19 protein-coding genes and 5 pseudogenes are annotated in these 18,201 nt (G+C 48.3%); 21 read left to right on the top strand and 3 right to left on the bottom strand.

The genetic code is table 11. The annotated features are described in order from the left end of the window. Positions 1–32 precede the first annotated feature (32 nt). Positions 33–419 carry a rhodanese-like domain-containing protein gene (locus tag ABR335_RS08030; RefSeq protein ID WP_179234450.1) on the bottom strand — a complete coding sequence of 129 codons (387 nt, stop codon included), beginning with the start codon at positions 417–419 and terminating at the stop codon, positions 33–35. Positions 420–665: 246 nt separating this feature from the next. Here ABR335_RS08030 and ABR335_RS08035 point away from each other — a divergent pair, with 246 nt between their 5' ends. From ABR335_RS08035 to ABR335_RS08070, 8 genes and pseudogenes are all read left to right on the top strand, one after another. Continuing rightward, complete coding sequence (locus ABR335_RS08035) at positions 666–1,502, top strand: lipoate--protein ligase family protein (RefSeq protein ID WP_026683249.1); 837 nt, start codon at positions 666–668, stop codon at positions 1,500–1,502. Positions 1,503–1,848: 346 nt separating this feature from the next. Next, positions 1,849–4,407, top strand: a complete 2,559-nt coding sequence (locus tag ABR335_RS08040) for a vitamin B12-dependent ribonucleotide reductase (protein ID WP_350346695.1) — start codon at positions 1,849–1,851, stop codon at positions 4,405–4,407. 111 nt (positions 4,408–4,518) lie between these two features. Then, positions 4,519–4,779: pseudogene (locus tag ABR335_RS08045) on the top strand (FAD-dependent oxidoreductase); the annotation flags it as partial. 15 nt (positions 4,780–4,794) lie between these two features. Further along, positions 4,795–4,959, top strand: a pseudogene (locus ABR335_RS08050) (DUF362 domain-containing protein); the annotation flags it as partial. Between the two features lie 4 nt (positions 4,960–4,963). Continuing rightward, positions 4,964–5,374 (top strand): annotated as a pseudogene (locus tag ABR335_RS08055) (aldehyde dehydrogenase family protein); the annotation flags it as partial. Between the two features lie 195 nt (positions 5,375–5,569). Beyond that, positions 5,570–5,841, top strand: a pseudogene (locus ABR335_RS08060) (3-hydroxyacyl-CoA dehydrogenase NAD-binding domain-containing protein); the annotation flags it as partial. An 80-nt stretch (positions 5,842–5,921) separates the two neighbouring features. Then, positions 5,922–6,483 (top strand): annotated as a pseudogene (locus ABR335_RS08065) (3-oxoadipyl-CoA thiolase); the annotation flags it as partial. A 262-nt stretch (positions 6,484–6,745) separates the two neighbouring features. Next, on the top strand, positions 6,746–7,630 hold the full coding sequence (locus ABR335_RS08070) for a patatin-like phospholipase family protein (protein WP_328229884.1): 885 nt from the start codon (positions 6,746–6,748) through the stop codon (positions 7,628–7,630). Positions 7,631–7,647: 17 nt separating this feature from the next. Here the strand turns inward: ABR335_RS08070 and ABR335_RS08075 are convergent, their stop codons facing one another. Next, a complete protein-coding gene (locus ABR335_RS08075) occupies positions 7,648–8,013 on the bottom strand; it encodes an SA1362 family protein (protein ID WP_014098047.1) in 366 nt (121 codons plus the stop codon). Positions 8,014–8,171: 158 nt separating this feature from the next. Beyond that, complete coding sequence (locus ABR335_RS08080; RefSeq protein WP_017550516.1) at positions 8,172–9,095, bottom strand: DUF1385 domain-containing protein; 924 nt, start codon at positions 9,093–9,095, stop codon at positions 8,172–8,174. A gap of 177 nt (positions 9,096–9,272) precedes the next feature. Between ABR335_RS08080 and ABR335_RS08085 the strand changes: the two genes are divergently transcribed. The 13 genes from ABR335_RS08085 to accB all read left to right on the top strand — a co-directional run bounded on the left by ABR335_RS08085 (position 9,273) and on the right by accB (position 18,196). Then, positions 9,273–9,791: a YqhR family membrane protein gene (locus tag ABR335_RS08085; protein ID WP_035184604.1), complete on the top strand. Its 519-nt coding sequence runs from the start codon at positions 9,273–9,275 to the stop codon at positions 9,789–9,791. Between the two features lie 125 nt (positions 9,792–9,916). Next, on the top strand, positions 9,917–10,372 hold the full coding sequence (aroQ, locus tag ABR335_RS08090) for a type II 3-dehydroquinate dehydratase (RefSeq protein WP_017550514.1): 456 nt from the start codon (positions 9,917–9,919) through the stop codon (positions 10,370–10,372). Next, positions 10,366–11,427, top strand: a complete 1,062-nt coding sequence (locus tag ABR335_RS08095; RefSeq protein WP_017550513.1) for a M24 family metallopeptidase — start codon at positions 10,366–10,368, stop codon at positions 11,425–11,427. Before aroQ ends, ABR335_RS08095 begins: the two co-directional genes overlap by 7 nt. A 49-nt stretch (positions 11,428–11,476) precedes the next feature. Beyond that, positions 11,477–12,034 carry an elongation factor P gene (efp, locus tag ABR335_RS08100; RefSeq protein ID WP_017550512.1) on the top strand — a complete coding sequence of 186 codons (558 nt, stop codon included), beginning with the start codon at positions 11,477–11,479 and terminating at the stop codon, positions 12,032–12,034. Positions 12,035–12,243: 209 nt separating this feature from the next. Continuing rightward, on the top strand, positions 12,244–13,170 hold the full coding sequence (gene spoIIIAA / locus ABR335_RS08105; protein ID WP_017550511.1) for a stage III sporulation protein AA: 927 nt from the start codon (positions 12,244–12,246) through the stop codon (positions 13,168–13,170). Beyond that, positions 13,163–13,678 carry a stage III sporulation protein SpoIIIAB gene (gene spoIIIAB / locus ABR335_RS08110; RefSeq protein ID WP_014098054.1) on the top strand — a complete coding sequence of 172 codons (516 nt, stop codon included), beginning with the start codon at positions 13,163–13,165 and terminating at the stop codon, positions 13,676–13,678. The genes spoIIIAA and spoIIIAB overlap by 8 nt, the downstream gene beginning before the upstream one ends. Positions 13,679–13,709: 31 nt before the next feature. Beyond that, positions 13,710–13,913, top strand: a complete 204-nt coding sequence (gene spoIIIAC / locus ABR335_RS08115; protein WP_013859618.1) for a stage III sporulation protein AC — start codon at positions 13,710–13,712, stop codon at positions 13,911–13,913. 34 nt (positions 13,914–13,947) lie between these two features. Further along, a complete protein-coding gene (spoIIIAD, locus tag ABR335_RS08120; protein WP_014098055.1) occupies positions 13,948–14,337 on the top strand; it encodes a stage III sporulation protein AD in 390 nt (129 codons plus the stop codon). A gap of 4 nt (positions 14,338–14,341) precedes the next feature. After that, complete coding sequence (spoIIIAE, locus tag ABR335_RS08125; protein ID WP_014098056.1) at positions 14,342–15,538, top strand: stage III sporulation protein AE; 1,197 nt, start codon at positions 14,342–14,344, stop codon at positions 15,536–15,538. 12 nt (positions 15,539–15,550) lie between these two features. Then, entirely contained in the window at positions 15,551–16,192 is a 642-nt protein-coding gene (gene spoIIIAF / locus ABR335_RS08130; protein WP_026683273.1) for a stage III sporulation protein AF, read from the top strand. Further along, on the top strand, positions 16,182–16,835 hold the full coding sequence (gene spoIIIAG, locus ABR335_RS08135) for a stage III sporulation protein AG (RefSeq protein WP_035188153.1): 654 nt from the start codon (positions 16,182–16,184) through the stop codon (positions 16,833–16,835). The genes spoIIIAF and spoIIIAG overlap by 11 nt, the downstream gene beginning before the upstream one ends. Positions 16,836–16,847: 12 nt before the next feature. Continuing rightward, entirely contained in the window at positions 16,848–17,390 is a 543-nt protein-coding gene (locus ABR335_RS08140) for a SpoIIIAH-like family protein (RefSeq protein WP_013859613.1), read from the top strand. Between the two features lie 323 nt (positions 17,391–17,713). Further along, a complete protein-coding gene (accB, locus tag ABR335_RS08145; protein ID WP_014098059.1) occupies positions 17,714–18,196 on the top strand; it encodes an acetyl-CoA carboxylase biotin carboxyl carrier protein in 483 nt (160 codons plus the stop codon). Positions 18,197–18,201 lie beyond the last annotated feature (5 nt).

Raw genomic sequence — 18,201 nt, forward strand, 5'->3', positions numbered from 1 at the left:
TAAAAAATGCCGCAGCATTGCCGCGGCATTTTTTATTTCCCTGATTTGATTTTGCCTGTCCAGTTTTTAAAGCCGCCTTTCAACTGGTAAAGGTCGCGGCAGCCGTTTTTATAAAGCATTTCAGCGGCGCGCCCGGTGCGCGTCCCGTTCTGGCAATATAAATAAACCGGTTTATCGGTCCGGATCTCTTTTAATCTCATTTTCAGCTGAGACAGCGGAATATTGCGTGCGCCTAAAATATGTCCGTTTGCAAATTCATTCGGTTCGCGCACATCAATGAGCTGCGCTTTGCGATAACCCGCCTTGAATTCTTCTTCCGTCAAGTTTTTCAGGATTTTTTTCTGCCGGTAGTATCTGGCGAGAGTATATGCTACTACCGCAATAATAACAATGATGAGTGTGTACCACGATTGTGACATCTTTCGTGCCCCCTTTCTTACCTGATGCGCTATCTACTATTATATTCGTGTTGCGCTTCTGAATCAAAATCTTTTTTTAAGAAACATGTCACCGCTATTTTTTCAGCTTTTTCCGTTTGAAAAGCCCGTAACCGTTCTGTTTTAAGCACCAGCGGAAAAACCGGCACAAACTTGAGCGGGGCTTTGCCGTTTTGCGTCGTTTTTTGGTAAACTGGTAAAGTGATATTTTAAAGAAGAGGGGTACATATGGGAAAAGAAACCTGGTTGTTTGTAGATTCAGGCCACTGTCCGCCGTTTTTTAACATGGCGCTGGATGAGGCCCTGCTTGACTGGCACAGCAAAGGGGAGATTCCGCCAGCCATCCGCTTTTACGGCTGGGATCCGGCCACCCTTTCAATCGGGTATTTCCAGCGGGCAAAACAGGAAATCGATCTCGAAGCGGTAAAACGATACGGGCTCGGTTTTGTCCGGCGACCGACAGGGGGAAGGGCTGTTTTGCACGAGCACGAGCTGACCTACAGCGTGATCGTGTCGGAAGCGCATCCGGATATGCCGAAAACGGTCACGGAAGCCTACCGCGTCATTTCAGAGGGGCTTGTCAGGGGATTTCGTGCGCTCGGCCTGGAGGCGTATTTTGCAGTGCCGCGAACGGAAGCAGAACGGGAGGCACTAAGGTCTCCGCATTCTTCGGTTTGTTTTGATACGCCGAGCTGGTACGAACTGGTCGTGGAAGGGCGAAAAGTCGCCGGCAGCGCACAGACGCGGCAGAAAGGCGTCATTTTGCAGCACGGCTCGATTTTGCTCGATATGGATGAGGACAAGCTGTTCAGCCTGTTTAAATATCCGAATGACAGAGTGAGAGAAAGAATGCAGCGGAGTTTTAAGCAAAAGGCGGTTGCAATCAATGAGCTGCGCAACGTTCCCGTCACATACGGGGAGGCAAAAGAGGCTTTCCATAAGGGGTTTGAAGAAGGGCTCGGCATCCGGCTGGAACCGTACACGCTGACACCGGCGCAACAGGCGTATGTCGAAGAACTGGCAGACAGAAGGTACCGGTCGGATGAATGGAATTTTAAGAGATAAATGAACATTTGTTTTTTTTAGCGGCCAGAGGTATGATTTTTCGCTTTTTCCTTAAGTGCCGCGCTTTTTATGGCTGCTTTTTTGATGCAAGCGGCAAATTTTTTCGTTATGCCCGGGTTTGCCTGCTTTTTCGGGGGATTTCTCAGATTTTCGGCATGGTTTATTCTTTTTTTCATTTGACAAAAAGAAAGAGGTTTGACCTAAACACAATATATGGTATATAAAAACAAAATGTCAATACAATATCTAGTATTTTTGCTTGCAATTTTTCCCTGCGGTGTGCTATTTTAAAGGAGGCAGAACCACCAGAGAATTTGCATGGAGAAATAGAGAAGGAGTTGTCGTTATGTCTGTTGCTTCGACAGAAAAATTATGGAATGTGGAGAAGCTGAACGAAGATATCCGCTTATTTCCGCAGGTCCATCCGATTACACCGGATATGAACATTACGTACAAAGGCGTTTCAAGGCTTGTCATGATTGACAGATACGCGTTTAAAGACACGGAAAAAGTCACATTGGGCAAGGGCGATTTTGTTGTCCTCACGATTAAAGAAGACCCGAAATTTCCGGCCAGGGGGCTCGGCGTCATTAAAGGGATCGACTGGGAAAAAAATGAAGCGGAAGTCTTAATTGAAGAAGATTACCGCCAGGCGCTGGAACACCCGGATGAAAGAGAAACGGGGGTCATCAAAAGGTCGCTTGATATCATTGAAAAGCCTCTTGAAGTCTACTACGAACAAATCGCAAAACGGAATGCAACCGGCTTAGCGGCAGTGGAAAAAACAGAAGAGAAACGGAAAGAATGGTTTGAGAAGTTTTACAATGAACTGGTAAACTTAAACTTTATCCCGGCAGGCCGCGTCCTCTACGGCGCCGGCTCGGAAACGGAAGTGACTTATTTTAATTGTTATGTGATGCCGTTTGTACCGGATTCAAGGGAAGGCATTTCCGAACACCGTAAACAGGTGATGGAAATTATGAGCCGCGGCGGCGGGGTTGGGACAAACGGTTCGACGCTGCGCCCGCGCAATACGCTGGCTAGAGGGGTCAACGGCAAATCAAGCGGCTCTGTCTCATGGCTCGATGACATCGCCAAACTTACGCACCTGGTCGAACAGGGCGGCAGTCGCAGGGGAGCGCAAATGATCATGCTGGCTGTCTGGCACCCGGACATTGTCGAATTTATCATTTCGAAAATGCAGAATCCGCGGATTTTGCGTTTCCTGATCGAAAATACGAACGATGAATGGATCCGCAAGCTTGCCCACGATAAATTGAAATTCACGCCGCTCTCTGAAATGGAAAGGCAAATGTACCATGGGATTGTGAACTACAAACATATTCCGGGCCAAGGCGGCTTTACGGAAGAAGTCATGAAAGAGGCGGAAGAAAAACTGGAAACAGGCGGCCATTACACCGTTCATAATCCGGAATTTTTAACCGGCGCCAATATTTCCGTCTGCCTCACAAAAGAATTTATGGAAGCAGTTGAGCAAGACGCAGAATTCGAGCTGAAATTTCCGGATGTGGAAAATTACAGCGAAGAAGAAATGCGCATATACAATGAAGAATGGCATAAGATCGGCGATGTGCGCGAATGGGAAAAACTTGGCCGCAAAGTGCGCGTCTATCGCAAAATCAAAGCAAAAGAACTTTGGAATTTGATTAACATCTGCGCGACTTACTCGGCGGAACCGGGCGTCTTCTTTATCGACAACGCCAACGACATGACAAACGCAAAAGCATACGGCCAGAAAGTCGTCGCAACAAACCCTTGCGGAGAGCAACCCCTTGCGCCCTATTCCGTCTGCAACCTGGCAGCAGTCAATCTTGCAAAAATGGTCGACAAAGAAACGAAAGAAGTGCGCTGGGACCAATTGAAACAAACCGTCCATACCGGCGTCCGCATGCAGGACAATGTCATTGACGCGACCCCGTACTTCCTGAAAGAAAACAAAAAACAGGCGCTCGGGGAACGGCGTGTCGGCCTTGGCGTTATGGGCTTAGCCGACCTTCTCATTTATATGGAAAAAGAATACGGATCCGAAGAAGGCAACAAACTTGTCGACAAAGTGTTTGAAACAATCGCGACCGAAGCATACCGCGCATCCATTGAGATCGCAAAAGAAAAAGGGAGCTTCCCATTTTTAACGGGGGAAACCGAAGAAGAGACAAACCGCCTGCGCCGTGCATTCACGGAAACCGGTTATATGAAAAACATGCCGGAAGACATCCGCAAGGCAATTTTAAAACACGGCATCCGGAACTCCCATTTGCTGACCGTTGCACCAACCGGATCCACCGGCACCATGGTTGGCGTTTCCACCGGGCTTGAGCCGTATTTTTCCTTTTCCTATTTCCGCAGCGGGCGCCTCGGCAAATTTATCGAGGTCAATGCGGACATCGTCCAGGAATATCTGGATCAGCATCCTGAAGCGGACAAAGACCATCTGCCGAACTGGTTTGTAACCGCGATGGATCTTGCACCGGAAGCCCATGCCGATGTCCAATGCGTCATCCAGCGCTGGGTGGACAGCTCGATTTCGAAAACGGTCAACGCCCCGCGCGGTTACACGGTTGAACAGGTGGAAAAAGTGTACGAACGCCTGTATAAGGGCGGCGCGAAAGGCGGAACCGTTTATGTGGACGGCAGCCGGGATTCGCAAGTCCTGACATTGAAAGCAGAAGAACCGCAGGAAGAAAAACAGGAAAAAGCGGAAGTGAAACATGCGAAACAGCATGTCGTCCTGGTTGATACAATCCCGGATATCCGGTCAACAAACGTCACATACGGCAACGAAATCGGCGATACCTGCCCGATCTGCCGGAAAGGGAAAGTGAAGGAAATCGGCGGCTGCAATACATGCGATAACTGCGGCGCGCAATTAAAATGCGGCTTGTAAACGGAATAGTTGAGAAAAAAACGGAGCAAAGCGATGCTCCGTTTTTTTCTGCTTACAAAACACCGGTTAAAAGAATAATCGGAAAAATGGTTAAAAAATTTTAATTCGAATATTGACAGCAAAAACGTGATGAAAAAGATTGGATTGAATTTTGATAAGAATGCGATTGTCGTAGATTCGGCGATGCGGACAAACATCGAAGGCATATTTGCGGCGGGCGATGTAACAACGTTTGACGGCAAGGTAAAGCTGATCGCCACGGGATTTGGAGAAGCAGCGACAGCCATTGCAAGCGCAAAAGTTTATCTCGATCCGGCCGCCCGCAAGCAGCCGCAGCACAGCACCAGCCTGTTTGAAAAGGTGAAGGTTTAACAAGGGGGTGAAAAAATGGCGTTTGTGATCACATCGCCTTGCAGACATGAAAAATCTGCAGAATGCGTGGAAGTCTGCCCTGTAGATGCCATCCATGAAGGAACGAATATGTATTATATCGATCCGGATATTTGTATTGACTGTGCCGCATGTGCCGCCGTCTGCCCGGTTGGCGCCATTTCCGGCTAAAGTGGAAGGGTTTGAAAATGGTTACTGGTATGAACCGACCATTATCACAAACGTCACCAATGACAAAAAAATTGCCCAGGAAGAAATTTTTGGGCCGGTTGTGGTGGTGATGCCTTTTAAAGAGGAGAAGGAAGCCGTAAAACTTGCAAATGCGACGAAGTACGACCTGGCTTCAAGCATCTGGGCAAAAGACCAGGGCCTGATTAAGCGGGTCGCGGACAGCATCCAGGCAGGCATTGTCATGGTCAACAGCCCGTTCTCCGCATTTCCGGGGACGCCGTTCGGCGGATATAAACAATCCGGTTTCGGGCGCGAATTAAGCTTCGAATGCCTCGATTTATACAGCGAAACCAAAAGTGTGCTCACTTATGCAGGGGCAAAACCTTTAAACCCGTTTCAATTGTAAGCTTCCGGCCCAATAAAGGCGCTCATTGCGGCACGTGCAGTGAAACGGATCCGGCGGGGCAGGATGGACAAATAAGAAGCGGACGCATTCTTTCGGGATGGGTTCGCTTCTTTTAAAAATCATCGCAAAAGATAGAAAATTTGAAGAGGAAGTGGTATGATGGCGGAAACATTGGTTGTCATTGGTTCAGGGGTAATGGGGCGCGGCATCGCTTATGCGGGCGCACTCGGCGGTTTCAAAGTCAGGCTGGTAGATGTCCGGTCTGACATCCTGCATCAAGCGGAAAACATAATCGGATCCGTCATGGAAAAGGGCTGGCGAGGGGGAAAATCAACGGGGCAGACGCTGAAAGGATAAAGGCAAATATCGAATATACCGTTGATTTACCGGCAGTAGCCGGTTCTGCAGATGTGATCATCGAGGCAGTGCCGGAAAAAATGGAAATAAAAAAAGAAGTGTTTGAAAAAATGGACAGGTTTGCGCCTGCCGGTTGCATCCTTGCGACCAATACATCCACCATGAGCCTTGGTTCCAGCCCTGCCGTTGCGCTGGCGAAGAAAACCGGAATGTCGCAAGAATGGCTGCACTGCTCGCCGGGCTTCCGGTCGAAACCGCCGGCCCAACCGTTAACCGCTTATGCGGATCAGGCCTCGATGCTGTCAATATTGCAGCGAAAGCGATTATGGCTGGTGACGGGGACATCTATATTGCCGGCGGGACGGAGAGCATGACAAGGGCGCCTTTTGTCATGGCAAAGCCGGAAAACGGCTACCCGAGGGGAAATCTGGAAATGTTTGACACAACGATCGGATGGAGATTTGTAAATGAAAAATTAAAGAAAATGTACGGGACAGACAGCATGCCGGAAACAGCGGAAAATGTCGCAAAGCAATTCCACATCAGCCGGGAAGCGCAGGATGCCTTTGCTTTTACGAGCCAAATGAGGGCGAAAGCGGCCATAGAAGCAAACCGCTTTCAAGATGAAATCGTGCCTGTCGTGTATACGGATCAGAAGGGGGAATCCGTATCTGTCATCCGGGATGAACATCCCCGCCCCGATACTACGCCGGAAAAACTGGCAAGGTTGAAACCGCTTTTTGCAGGGGGCCAAATTGCCGGCCTTATTGAGGACTGCCCGTCTGTTGCCCAATTATTAGAAGAAATGGTAAAAGAAGCACGGGCTGTGCTAACCAGGAGCATGGCGCGGTTATAATCCCGTATGAACTCTTTGTTCTAATTCCTTTCCTTATGCGCTAAAATAATAAAAAAGCATTTTTCATCTTTCGTTCAAGCGGGGCATCCTGCCAACATTCCGCATTTTTTCTGACCAACAAACCGAAACGCCCGGTGCAAATCCAAGGGTGGATTTCCATGGAGATTGACGCGGTGTTTTCCGGCGGAGGCATAAAAGGCCTTGCGCTCATCGGGGCATTGGAAGTATTGGAAAAAAGGGGATTTACGTTTAAACGGCTGGCCGGCACAAGCGTCGGTTCCGTTTTTGCAGGGCTGTTGGCTGCAGGCTATACAAGCGGCGAAATGAAGCAAATGCTTGCGGAAACAGACGCGGCCGCGTTCCTTGACGAGCGGAAAACGCTGCTGCCGGTGCCGTTTGCGAAATGGCTGCTGCTGTATTGGCGGCTCGGGCTGTACAGGGGCGCCGCGTTTGAGGAATGGATCGGGGAAAAACTCGCCTCTAAAGGGGTGTACACGTTCAAAGATGTTCCAAAAGGCTCCCTTTATTTCACGGCATCCGATCTTACCCATAACCGGCTTGTTGTATTGCCTGATGACCTGGAGCGTTACGGGGTGCCATGGCAAACCTTTCCGGTAGCAAAGGCCATCCGGATGAGCGCGAGCATCCCGTATTTTTTCGAACCGGTACGGCTGCGCTCGCTGGAAGGCACGAGCCTTATTGCAGACGGTGGCGTTTTAAGCAATTTTCCGATGTGGCTGTTTGTCAAACCGGAAGAAAAAAAGGCGCGGCCGGTGCTCGGCATCACGCTTAGCCCAAAACAATCAGAAGAGCCAAATGCGGAGATAAAAAATGCGATCCAGCTGTTCGATGCCTTGTTCAAGACGATGAAAGACGCCCATGATGCCCGCTATATTTCAAGAAAACTGGAAAAGGACATTATTTTTATCGCTGCAGATGGCGTACCTGCCACAGATTTTCAGCTTTCCGCCGAACAAAAAGCAGCCTTAATCGAGGCGGGCCGGAAAAAAACAGAAACGTTTCTGAAAACGTGGTCCTATTAATTAAAAAAGAATCGAGCTTAGTAGACAGCTCGATTTTTCTTTTTGCCCTTTTTGCCTTCAATCACGGTTAACTGGACATTGGATTTTTTGCGCAGCGGCCGTTTTGAAAATTTAACCGTGTGGACAGTATGGACCTTCATATTCCGTTTTTTCATTCTTTTTCTGGATTTGCGGGCGGCTTTTAAAAATGCTTTTTGTTCCTGGTTGGAAACATTTGTGCTTCTCTTGAGTAAGAAACGCATGCCAGCCAAAAGCACTGCCGCAAAAATGAAGGCTATCAAAACCCTTTTTAAGAATACAACCGGCTCATGAAACAAAGAGGAACCCAGGCCAAGCAGGGCCAAAAGAAAAATGCCGGCGATGATCCATTGACGCGTCTTCAACAAAAGCCACCTCCTCATGTTTTCCTAACCATTTTTTCCATCATTCTATCAGTTTATACGGTTCCGGCCGTTTTTATTTTGAGGTTGGTACCCCGTCGCACAAACAAGCTTGTGATAGTAAATGTATTCCCATGCACTGGAAACTTCAAACGCCGTTTTTAACGGGCGGCAGAAGCCATATCACCCGATTCCAGTTCAAGCAGCGCCTGAAAGGAGGAAATCGCAACTTCAATTTGCTTGTCATCCGGCTCTTTTGTCGTTAACAGCTGAAGCCACAGGCCCGGATAGCCAAGATATTTCAGAACCGGAATATGGCGGACTTTATTGGTCAGCTGAAGAACTTCAAACGACGTGCCGAGCACGACCGGAATCAGCAAAATCCGGTCGATGATGCGAAGCCAGAGCGGATCTGTCGGGACAAGCGTATAAATCAGGACGCTCACAATCACGGTAAACAGAATAAAACTGCTGCCGCACCGGTAATGCAGCCTCGATTGCGAGCGGACGTTTTCAACGGTCAGGGCAAGCCCGTTTTCAAATGTATTGATGACTTTATGTTCAGCCCCGTGGTATTGGAATACCCGCTTGATAAACGGCGTTAAAGAAATCAAATAAATATACGAAAGCACGAGCAGCAGCTTAAACGCGCCTTCAATGAGAATTTGCGCGGTATCTCCGGAAAAAAACGGCCTTGTCAGTTCTGCCAGAAAAACGGGAATCAGCGTCATGAAAAATTTGGCAAACAAAAAGGACAAGACGCCGGCAGCAGCCACGCCGAGCACCACCGTTGTTTTTGCCGGGGCTGCTTCCTTCCTTTTTTCGTCTTCTTCCGGGTCAACATCATACCGCTCGCTTGCAAAATTCAAATGCTTTGCCCCGTTTGCGGATGATTCAATGATGGCAATGATCCCGCGCAAAAACGGGATTTTTTTTAATTTTTGAATGAACGGGCGCGTCTCTTTCGGCAGATAAAAGAAGTCGATCCGGTTGTTTTTGCGGCGGATGGCAGTGACCGAATGCCGCTTTCCGCCGAACATGACCCCTTCCACGACTGCCTGGCCGCCATAAGCTGGTTTTGTCAATTTCTTCTCCCCCAAACCTAAACTTCGAATGTTTCTTTCCCGTTTAAGACGGAATGGATTTCCGAAACGTTACTTACGCTTATTTTACTAAATCATTTTAAATACGACTAGGGGAAAGACTTATGGGAAAGATAAGAAAGAAAAGATGCGCGCCGTCCATGTGAAGGGGTGGAAAATATGGAAAATAACAGCAAAGCAATGAAAAACCAGGAGCATTCCATGACCTTTTTTCAAATGGTGCTTGTGACCGGATTTGCGGGCGGGATCATTTGGAGCCTGGTTGCCTATTTATGCTTTTCTTTTCATTTTACGGCGATTGAACCGAATGTCCTGCTTGAACCATTTACGGTAGGATCCTGGCGCAAAATGTGGATCGGAAAAACCATTTCCATACTGGTATACGGATTGTTCTCTACCGGCTGTGCCCTTGTCTATTATCTTTTCTTTAAAAAATTGAAATCGATGTGGGTGGGCGCGATCTACGGGCTTTGCCTGTGCGCGGTCGTCCTGATTGTGCTGAATCCGATTTTTCCCGGCATGAAGCCTTTTTTAAAACTCGATGCCAATACGATTATCACTTGCTGTTGCATTTACATTCTCTATGGGGTGTTTATCGGTTATTCGATTTCGTTTGAGTATGAAAGAAGCCGGGTTTTTAAGAGAAAACTGGAGAGACAGTCGAACCCGCTCCCGTAAATCGATCCGGGCGGGAGGAACGCCCAGGATTCAGGCAGATACATGCAGGCGGAAAGTAAAAAATAGAAATTTTCTTCAATTTATGGTAAAATGGGCACGTTAAATATGGGAAAAAGGTGCTTGAAATGAAAAAATACCTCGTATTAAACGGCCCGAATCTGAATTTGCTTGGGCAAAGGGAACCCGGCATTTACGGGAAAGATTCGATAAAAACCCTGATGGCACGCATGGAAGCGGCGGCCCGAGAGCACGGCGTTGCCATCGGTTTTTTCCAATCCAACCATGAAGGCGCCCTGATTGACAAGCTCCATGCTGCCGGGGATGAAGGCTTTGCCGGGATTATTTTCAATCCAGGCGCGTTCACGCATTACAGCTATGCTTTGCGGGACGCGATCAGTGCCATCCGCCTACCGGTGATTGAAGTACATATTTCGAACATCCATGCCCGCGAGGAATTCCGCCACCATTCTGTAACGGCGGCTGTTGCGCGCGGGCAAATTGCAGGCCTTGGGCTGTACGGCTATGAGCTTGCCCTCATGGCCTTGCTTGAGGCAGAAAAGGGAGAGGAAGAAAGATGTTAAAATTGGAGAAACTGAGAGAAGCATTTCCGCAGGCCGCTATTGACGGCTTGCTCATCACAAGCCCGTATAACCGCCGCTATATGTCCAATTTTACGGGAACGACCGGGATTGTCCTTATATCCGGGGAAGCGGCAAAATTTATTACGGATTTCCGTTATGTCGAGCAGGCATCAAAAGAGTGTGAAGGCTACGAAATCGTCCAGCATCAGGGACCGGTGGAACAGGAAGTGGCCAAACAGGTAGAAGCAATGGGAATCAAACGGCTCGGGTTTGAGCAGGACCATATGAGCTATGCGCTTTTTAAAACGTATGAAGGGCTGCTCGATGCAGAACTGGTTCCGGTTTCCGGGCTTGTTGAAAATTTGCGCTTGATCAAAACAGATGCGGAAATTAAGATATTAAAAGAAGCTGCGGATATTGCAGATGCTGCTTTTAAACATATCCTTGACTTCTTAAAACCGGGCGTCACGGAATTGGAAGTTTCCAATGAACTCGAATTTTTCATGAGGAAATGCGGCGCGACCGCTTCTTCATTTGATACCATCGTCGCATCCGGCCTCCGCTCTGCCATGCCGCACGGGGTGGCGACGGACAAAGTGATCGAAAAAGGCGATTTGGTCACGATGGATTACGGTGCGCTCTATAAAGGCTATTGTTCGGATATAACAAGGACGGTTGCCGTCGGGGAGCCTTCCGAGCAATTGAAGGAAATTTACAATATTGTGCTGGAATCGCAGCTGCTTGCCGTCGAAAACATTAAACCGGGCATGTCCGGTGTTGAAGCAGACGCCATTTCCCGCGATTATATTGCCCAGAAAGGTTATGGTGAAGCGTTCGGCCACTCCCTCGGGCACGGGATCGGCCTTGAAATCCACGAAGGCCCGAATCTTTCCATGCGCTCGGCTTATACTTTGGAACCGGGCATGGTTGTCACCATCGAACCGGGTATTTATGTGCCGGGTGTCGGCGGCGTCCGGATTGAAGACGATACGGTGATGACCGAAAATTCGAATGAATTGCTGACGCATTCCGCAAAAGAACTGATTATATTATAATAGTTACAGCCCTTAACAGGGGATCGAATGAACATGTAGGAGGAAAAATATGATTTCAGTAAACGATTTTCGCACCGGCTTAACGATTGAAGTGGATGGCGGCATCTGGCGCGTCCTCGATTTCCAGCATGTTAAACCGGGAAAGGGCGCCGCTTTTGTGCGCTCGAAGCTTCGCAATTTGCGTACCGGCGCCATCCAGGAAAAAACGTTCCGTGCCGGCGAAAAAGTCGAAAGGGCACAGATCGACAACCGGAGAATGCAGTATTTATATGCAAACGGCGACCAGCACGTATTTATGGATACGGAAACGTATGAACAAATCGAGCTGAGCAGCGCCCAAATTAAAGACGAGCTGCAATACTTGCTGGAAAACATGGAAGTGCAAATGATCATGTACCAAGGAGAAACGCTCGGCATTGAACTCCCGAATACGGTCACGCTGACAGTTACCCATACGGAACCGGGGGTAAAGGGCGATACGGCAACAGGCGGGTCCAAACCGGCCACGCTTGAAACCGGCCTGACGGTACAAGTGCCTTTCTTTGTAAATGAAGGCGATAAATTGATCATCAATACAACGGACGGTTCATACGTGTCCCGTGCCTGATTGCTTTGAAAAAAGCTTGGCGTCCCAAACGGCGTCAAGCTTTTTTGCTTTTCCGGCAAGATAGGAAAAAAATAAGTTTACATAATCATATTATAAACAACTTAAACTTTCAGAGCCTGCCACTGCTTCCTTGTCATAGTTTTCAAACCCGGCGAATAGATTGTACTATCCATGAACCAAACTGTATGTTTTGAAAGCAGGGATGAAGAATGGAAGATTTGCTGGGCATTTTGCCGAAATCCTTATCCAACCAGCTGGAAAAGTTGGGGGATATACTCGAAGATGTGGAAGAAATCCGCATCCGCGTAAACCGCCCGCTTGAAATTACTTCAAAAGGAATCCCGCATTTTTTGCGCTACATGCCAACGGAGAGCGATGCCGAGCAGCTGATCAGCCGGCTTGCGAATTTCTCCTTTTACGCCCTTGAAGAAGAGCTGAAAAAGGGATATGTCACGATCAGCGGCGGGCACCGTGTCGGATTCGCGGGGAAAGTCATTCTTGAAAATGGACAAGTAAAGGCGATCCGCTATTTTTCATCTTTTAATATCCGGATTGCCCGGGAAAAAATCGGGACTGCAGATCCTTATCTTTCTGCCCTTCACAACGGGCACTGGTTGTCCGCGATGATCATCGGGGCGCCCCAGACCGGGAAAACGACATTTTTAAGGGATATCGCACGGCTGATTTCAACCGGCATCCCGGAACGCGGCATTTCGCCCGCCAAAGTGGGAATTGTCGACGAACGGTCTGAAATTGCCGGCTGCGTCCACGGCATCCCGCAACTCCATTTCGGGCCAAGGGTCGATGTGCTGGATGCCTGCCCGAAAGCGGAAGGGATGATGATGCTGATCCGGTCGATGAGCCCGGATGTCATCATCGTGGATGAGATCGGCCGCGAAGAAGATGCGGCGGCAATTATGGAGGCGGTAAATGCGGGCATTTCGCTCGTCATGACAACGCACGGGGAAAACTTCCGGGATATAAATAAGCGCCCGATTTTAAAGAAAATCCTCGAATCGTATGCGTTTGACCGTTTTCTCGAACTGTCGCGGGGGAGCCGGCCGGGAAGGGTAACAGCAGTCCGGGATGCGGAAGGGAACATCATTCGTACCGGTGAAGGTGTTTCCCGTGCTTAAACTTTTTGGAGCAGCACTGATTGTGTTCGCCACCAGTTTCATCGGCTTTGAGGCAGCGAAACGGTTAAGCGAACGCCCCCGCCAGCTAAGAATTTTTCAAAGCGCGCTTCAAGCACTGGAGGTGGAAATCATGTACGGGCATACCCCGCTGCATGAAGCGGCAAGAAAACTGTCAGACCAGCTTCCGGATCCGGCTGCCGCCTTCTTCCGTTCCTTTGCCGGCCAGTTGACAACATTGGAAACAACGGTAAAAGAAGCATGGGAAAAAAGCCTTGACGGGATTTGGGAACTGACGGCCCTGAAAGAAAATGAGTATGAAGTATTGCGGCAACTCGGGGAAAACCTGGGCAAACATGACCGCTATACCGAGCAAAAGCAGCTGCTCCTGGCCCTTTCGCATTTGGAACGGGAAGAAAAAGAAGCGCACGAAAGGCAGCTCCGCTATGAAAAAATGGCAAAAAGCCTTGGCGTCCTCACGGGTTTACTGATCGCTATTTTACTGATCTGAGAGATGCACGGATCATATTGGGGGAAAAGCAATGGGCATTGATGTGGATATCATTTTTAAAATTGCCGGGGTCGGGATTGTCGTCGCATTTCTCCACACGATTCTTGACCAGGTTGGCAAAAAAGAATATGCGCAATGGGTTACGCTTCTCGGTTTTCTTTACATTTTGTTTTTAGTGGCATCCATCGTAGGGGATTTGTTTTCCAAAATCAAAACGGTCTTTCTTTTTCAGTAAGCCGGGAAAAAAGGGGGGATTTCCCATTGAAATTTTGCAAATTGCGGGTGTGGCGCTCATCACGACTTTCCTTGCGCTCATATTAAAAGAGCAGAAACCGAATTTTGCCTTTTTGCTGACGCTTTTTGCCGGCTGTTTTATCTTTCTATTTCTGGTGGACAAGATATATGAGATCATCCGCCTGCTGCAAAAAATTGCCCAAAAAGGGAATGTCGACACGATGTATATCGAAACGATCCTGAAAATTATCGGCGTCGCTTATATCGCCGATTTTGCATCCAATATTACAAAAGATGCCGGGCAGGGGGCACTTGCGGCAAAGGTGGAGCTGGCCGGCAAAATCATAATTTTAACAATGGCCATCCCCATTCTTACCGTGCTGATTGAAACGATTGTCAATCTCGTTCCGCGTGCAGGGAGTTGAGAATATGGGGCGCAAAAAAATGTGCATCGCGCTTTTCATTCTGTTTGCCTTCTGTTTCTTCGCACAGCCGGCATCCGCCGCTTCGGAAAATACGGACAAACAGGAGAACATTCCGGAAAAAATGGTCGATGAACAACTGAATCAATTGGACTTATCAGAACTGAAAAACTACTGGGATGAAATTGTCAGCAAATACGGCGGATACTTGCCGGAAAGCCAGAAAGGGAGCCTTATGGATTTTATGAAAGGCGAAAAGCATTTTTCTTTGCAAGCCTGGCTGAAAGGGCTGCTTTCGTATATTTTTCAGGAGCTGCTGATCAATGCAAAACTATTAGGCTCCCTCATCATTCTTACGATTCTGAGCATCCTGCTGGAAAACCTGCATCATTCGTTCCAGCAAGGGACGATCAGCAAAATTGCGTATGCGGTTGTTTTCATGGTGCTCGTCATTATTGCCCTGAACAGTTTTCATGTCGCCCTTCAATATGCGCTTGAGGCGATCCGGACAATGAAAGGTTTTATCCTGGCGCTGATGCCGCTCTTGCTGGCGCTGCTTTCCACATCGGGCGGCGCCGGATCGGCAGCCTTTTTTCACCCGGTCATTATTTTTCTCTCCGGCACAAGCGGCATGCTGGTCGAGATCATCGTGCTGCCGCTTCTGCTGCTTTCAACGCTCTTAGGCGTCGTCAGCACCCTCTCGGAACAGCACAAAGCAACACAGCTGGCCGGTCTGTTGCGCAATCTCGGGATCGGCATACTCGGCGCTTTTATGGCTGTGTTTTTAGGCGTCTTGTCCGTTCAGGGGACGGCAACGGCGGTGATGGATGGGCTTGCGGTCAGGACCGCAAAATTTGTGACCGGCAATTTTGTCCCGGTTGTCGGGCGGATGCTGACGGATGCCGCCGATACGGTGATCAGCGCTTCCGTCCTTTTGAAAAATACGCTCGGCATTGCAGGTGTCGCCATTGTGCTGCTCATTGCGGCGTTTCCGGCTATCAAAATTTTCGCCATGTCGTTCATGTTCAAGCTCGCTTCCGCCCTTTTGCAGCCGCTCGGCGGGGGGCCGGTCATCAGCTGTCTTGATATCATCAGCAAAAACATGCTGTACGTATTTGCCGCCCTCGCGATTGTGACCATCATGTTTTTTCTCAGCATTACGATCATCGTTACGGCGGGCAATCTTACGATGATGATGCGTTAAGGGGGGAGACCTGTGGACGTTTTGACAAAATGGGTGCTGAATATCATCATTTTTATCCTTTTGGCGACCATAACGGACATGCTTCTGCCTGACTCCGGGATGCGGAAATATACAAAGCTTGTGACCGGGCTTTTGCTCATTGCCATCATCGTCACACCCGTATTCCGGCTCTTTTCCACAGATCCTGCCATATGGATAGAAAAATTCGGGGATTCCGGTACTTCAAGCCCGTCTGCGGAAGAAAATGCGCTTGAAACGAAGAAAAAAGAAATAAATGACATGCAGCAGGAATATACATTACAACAAATGGCTGTCCAACTGAAGCAGGATGCGGAAGGGGAGGTAGAGGAAGCGTTTGGAAAATCGATTTCAAAAATCACGGTCGAGTGGAAAGACGGGGCCAAAAGCGGGGATCTTACCGCTTTAAAAGCGTCAAATGTAAAAAAAATCCATGTCTATCTGGAAGCGCAAAACGAAAAAGAGACTGTTGCTGCCATTAAACCGGTTGAAATCGGGACGGATAAACAAACAGAAAAACAAAGCACACGGGAGCAGCAATCGATCATTGCCATGTTGTCAAACCGCTGGAAAATCAATAAAGAAAAAATTGATCTCCGTTTCGAAGGGGGGCTTGAAAACGAAAATGGATCGTAACCAGGGACCGTTCAAAAAACTGAAAGAAAAATGGCTGCCATCCGGCCCGCCGGATAAAAAGAAAAAACTTGTGCTGTTAACCCTACTATTGATTTCCGGTCTCGGGATGATGTTTATCAACGACCTTTTCGGGACTTCAAGCGAAAAAAACGAAGCGCTGACTGCATCTTCACCCGTAAAAACGGCAGGCGGAAAAGGGACAGCCGCATTCGGTGCAGGCACTTCCAAAAAATCAAAATCGATCTCCACGTACGAAAACCAATATGAGAAAGAACTGAAAAGCATTCTGGAACAAATCAAGGGCGTCGGCTCCGTAAACGTACAGGTGAATGTGGCCACATCAGAAAGTAAAGTGTATGAGAAAAACGCCACCATCCGGAATGAAACGACAACCGAAACAGATAAAAACGGCGGGGAACGGAAAATTGACAGCATTTCAAAAGATGATAAAGTCGTCATCGTCCAAAACGGGGACAAGGAAGTGCCGCTTGTAACAGAAACCAGGAAGCCGGAGATTACAGGGGTGTTAGTCGTTTGCGAGGGCGGCGGCGACGTCTCCATCCAAAAATCGGTAAAAGAAGCTGTTGCAAGCGCCCTTGATATCGCAAGTTACCGTGTTTCCGTCATGCCAAAAAAAGAATGAGGAGGAATGGGTATGCTTTTGAAAAAACAAACGGTCTGGCTGTTGACCATGTTAAGCCTTGTTGTGGTTTTGTCCGTGTACTATGTGACGGCGGAACCAAAAACGACGAATCAGGTTACCCGGCAAGAGAAAGAAAAGGAATCGGCGGCAACGAAGGAAAAGGCTTCCGGTTCGCAAAAAATCAAACTGACAACAAAGTCTGCCAGTGATGAAGTGTTTGAGACGCTCCGCCTTGAGCGGCAGGATGAAATGAGCAAAAAGCAGGAAGAACTGACCAATAAACTCGCATCGACCGACCTGACGCCGGATGAAAAAAGCAAGGCAATGGATGAAATGAAAAAATTAACGGAGACGGCGAATAAAGAACAGGTTTTAGAAAGCCTGATCAAAGCAAAAGGATATGAGGATGCGCTCGTTCAGGCAGACGGCGATGAAGTGGTCGTGACCGTCAAATCGAAAAAGCACGATAAAGCGGCTGCAAATGAAATCGTCAAGCTTGTGAACCAGGAATTGGGCAATACGCCAAAACTGGCCGTGGAATTCCAGACAAATTAAGGAAAGCCAGAATAGGGGGCGGTTACAGCCCTTTTTTCTGTGCGGAAAACAAGGGAGATTGCTTTTTTGCCGGGCTTTTTTTCTATATTTAAAAAATGATTAAAAAATGATTGAAAAATAGATTTGCGCGTGATTTTAAATTTCCGTAAAACGCTTCCTCCTTTTTGCGCCAAGCGGGGAAGGGCATTTTTGCAATGTGCCGGGAATCCGTTTTTTATACAAATGATTGAATTTTCGCCTCCGGTTATCGTATGATATGGATAGTTATTTATTCATAAATTGTTAACAATTTTAGAAGCTGAAAAAACGAAGGAGTGTCATATATGCTGAAAGTAGAGGAAATCCAGGCTTTGATCGAGCTTGTGGACCGTTCAAACCTCGATGAATTTGAATTTGAAAACGACGGGACCGTCATCAAAATGAAGAAAAACACCGGCGTCCAAGTCATTGAACGCCCGGTGCGTGAAGTGGCTCAGGTTTCCGCACCCCCGCAAATGCCTGCGCAGCCCCGCCAGCTTGCAGAAAACCCGCAGCCTGAAGCTCCGGCGCAAGCAGCCGACGAAAATCTGCATAAAATCGTGTCGCCGATGGTTGGCACCTTTTACCAGGCGGGTTCCCCGGAAGAAGAACCGTATGTGCAAATCGGCTCCAAAGTCAGCCCGAATACGGTTGTATGCATGATTGAAGCGATGAAGCTGTTTAACGAAATCGAAGCGGAAGTGGAAGGGGAAATTGTAGATATCCTCGTCAAAGACGGCCAGCTTGTTGAATTCGGCCAGCCATTATTTTTGGTAAAGACAAAGTAAGGAGC

The sequence above is a fragment of the Heyndrickxia faecalis genome, from assembly GCF_040267745.1.
Classification (GTDB): domain Bacteria; phylum Bacillota; class Bacilli; order Bacillales; family Bacillaceae_C; genus Weizmannia; species Weizmannia faecalis.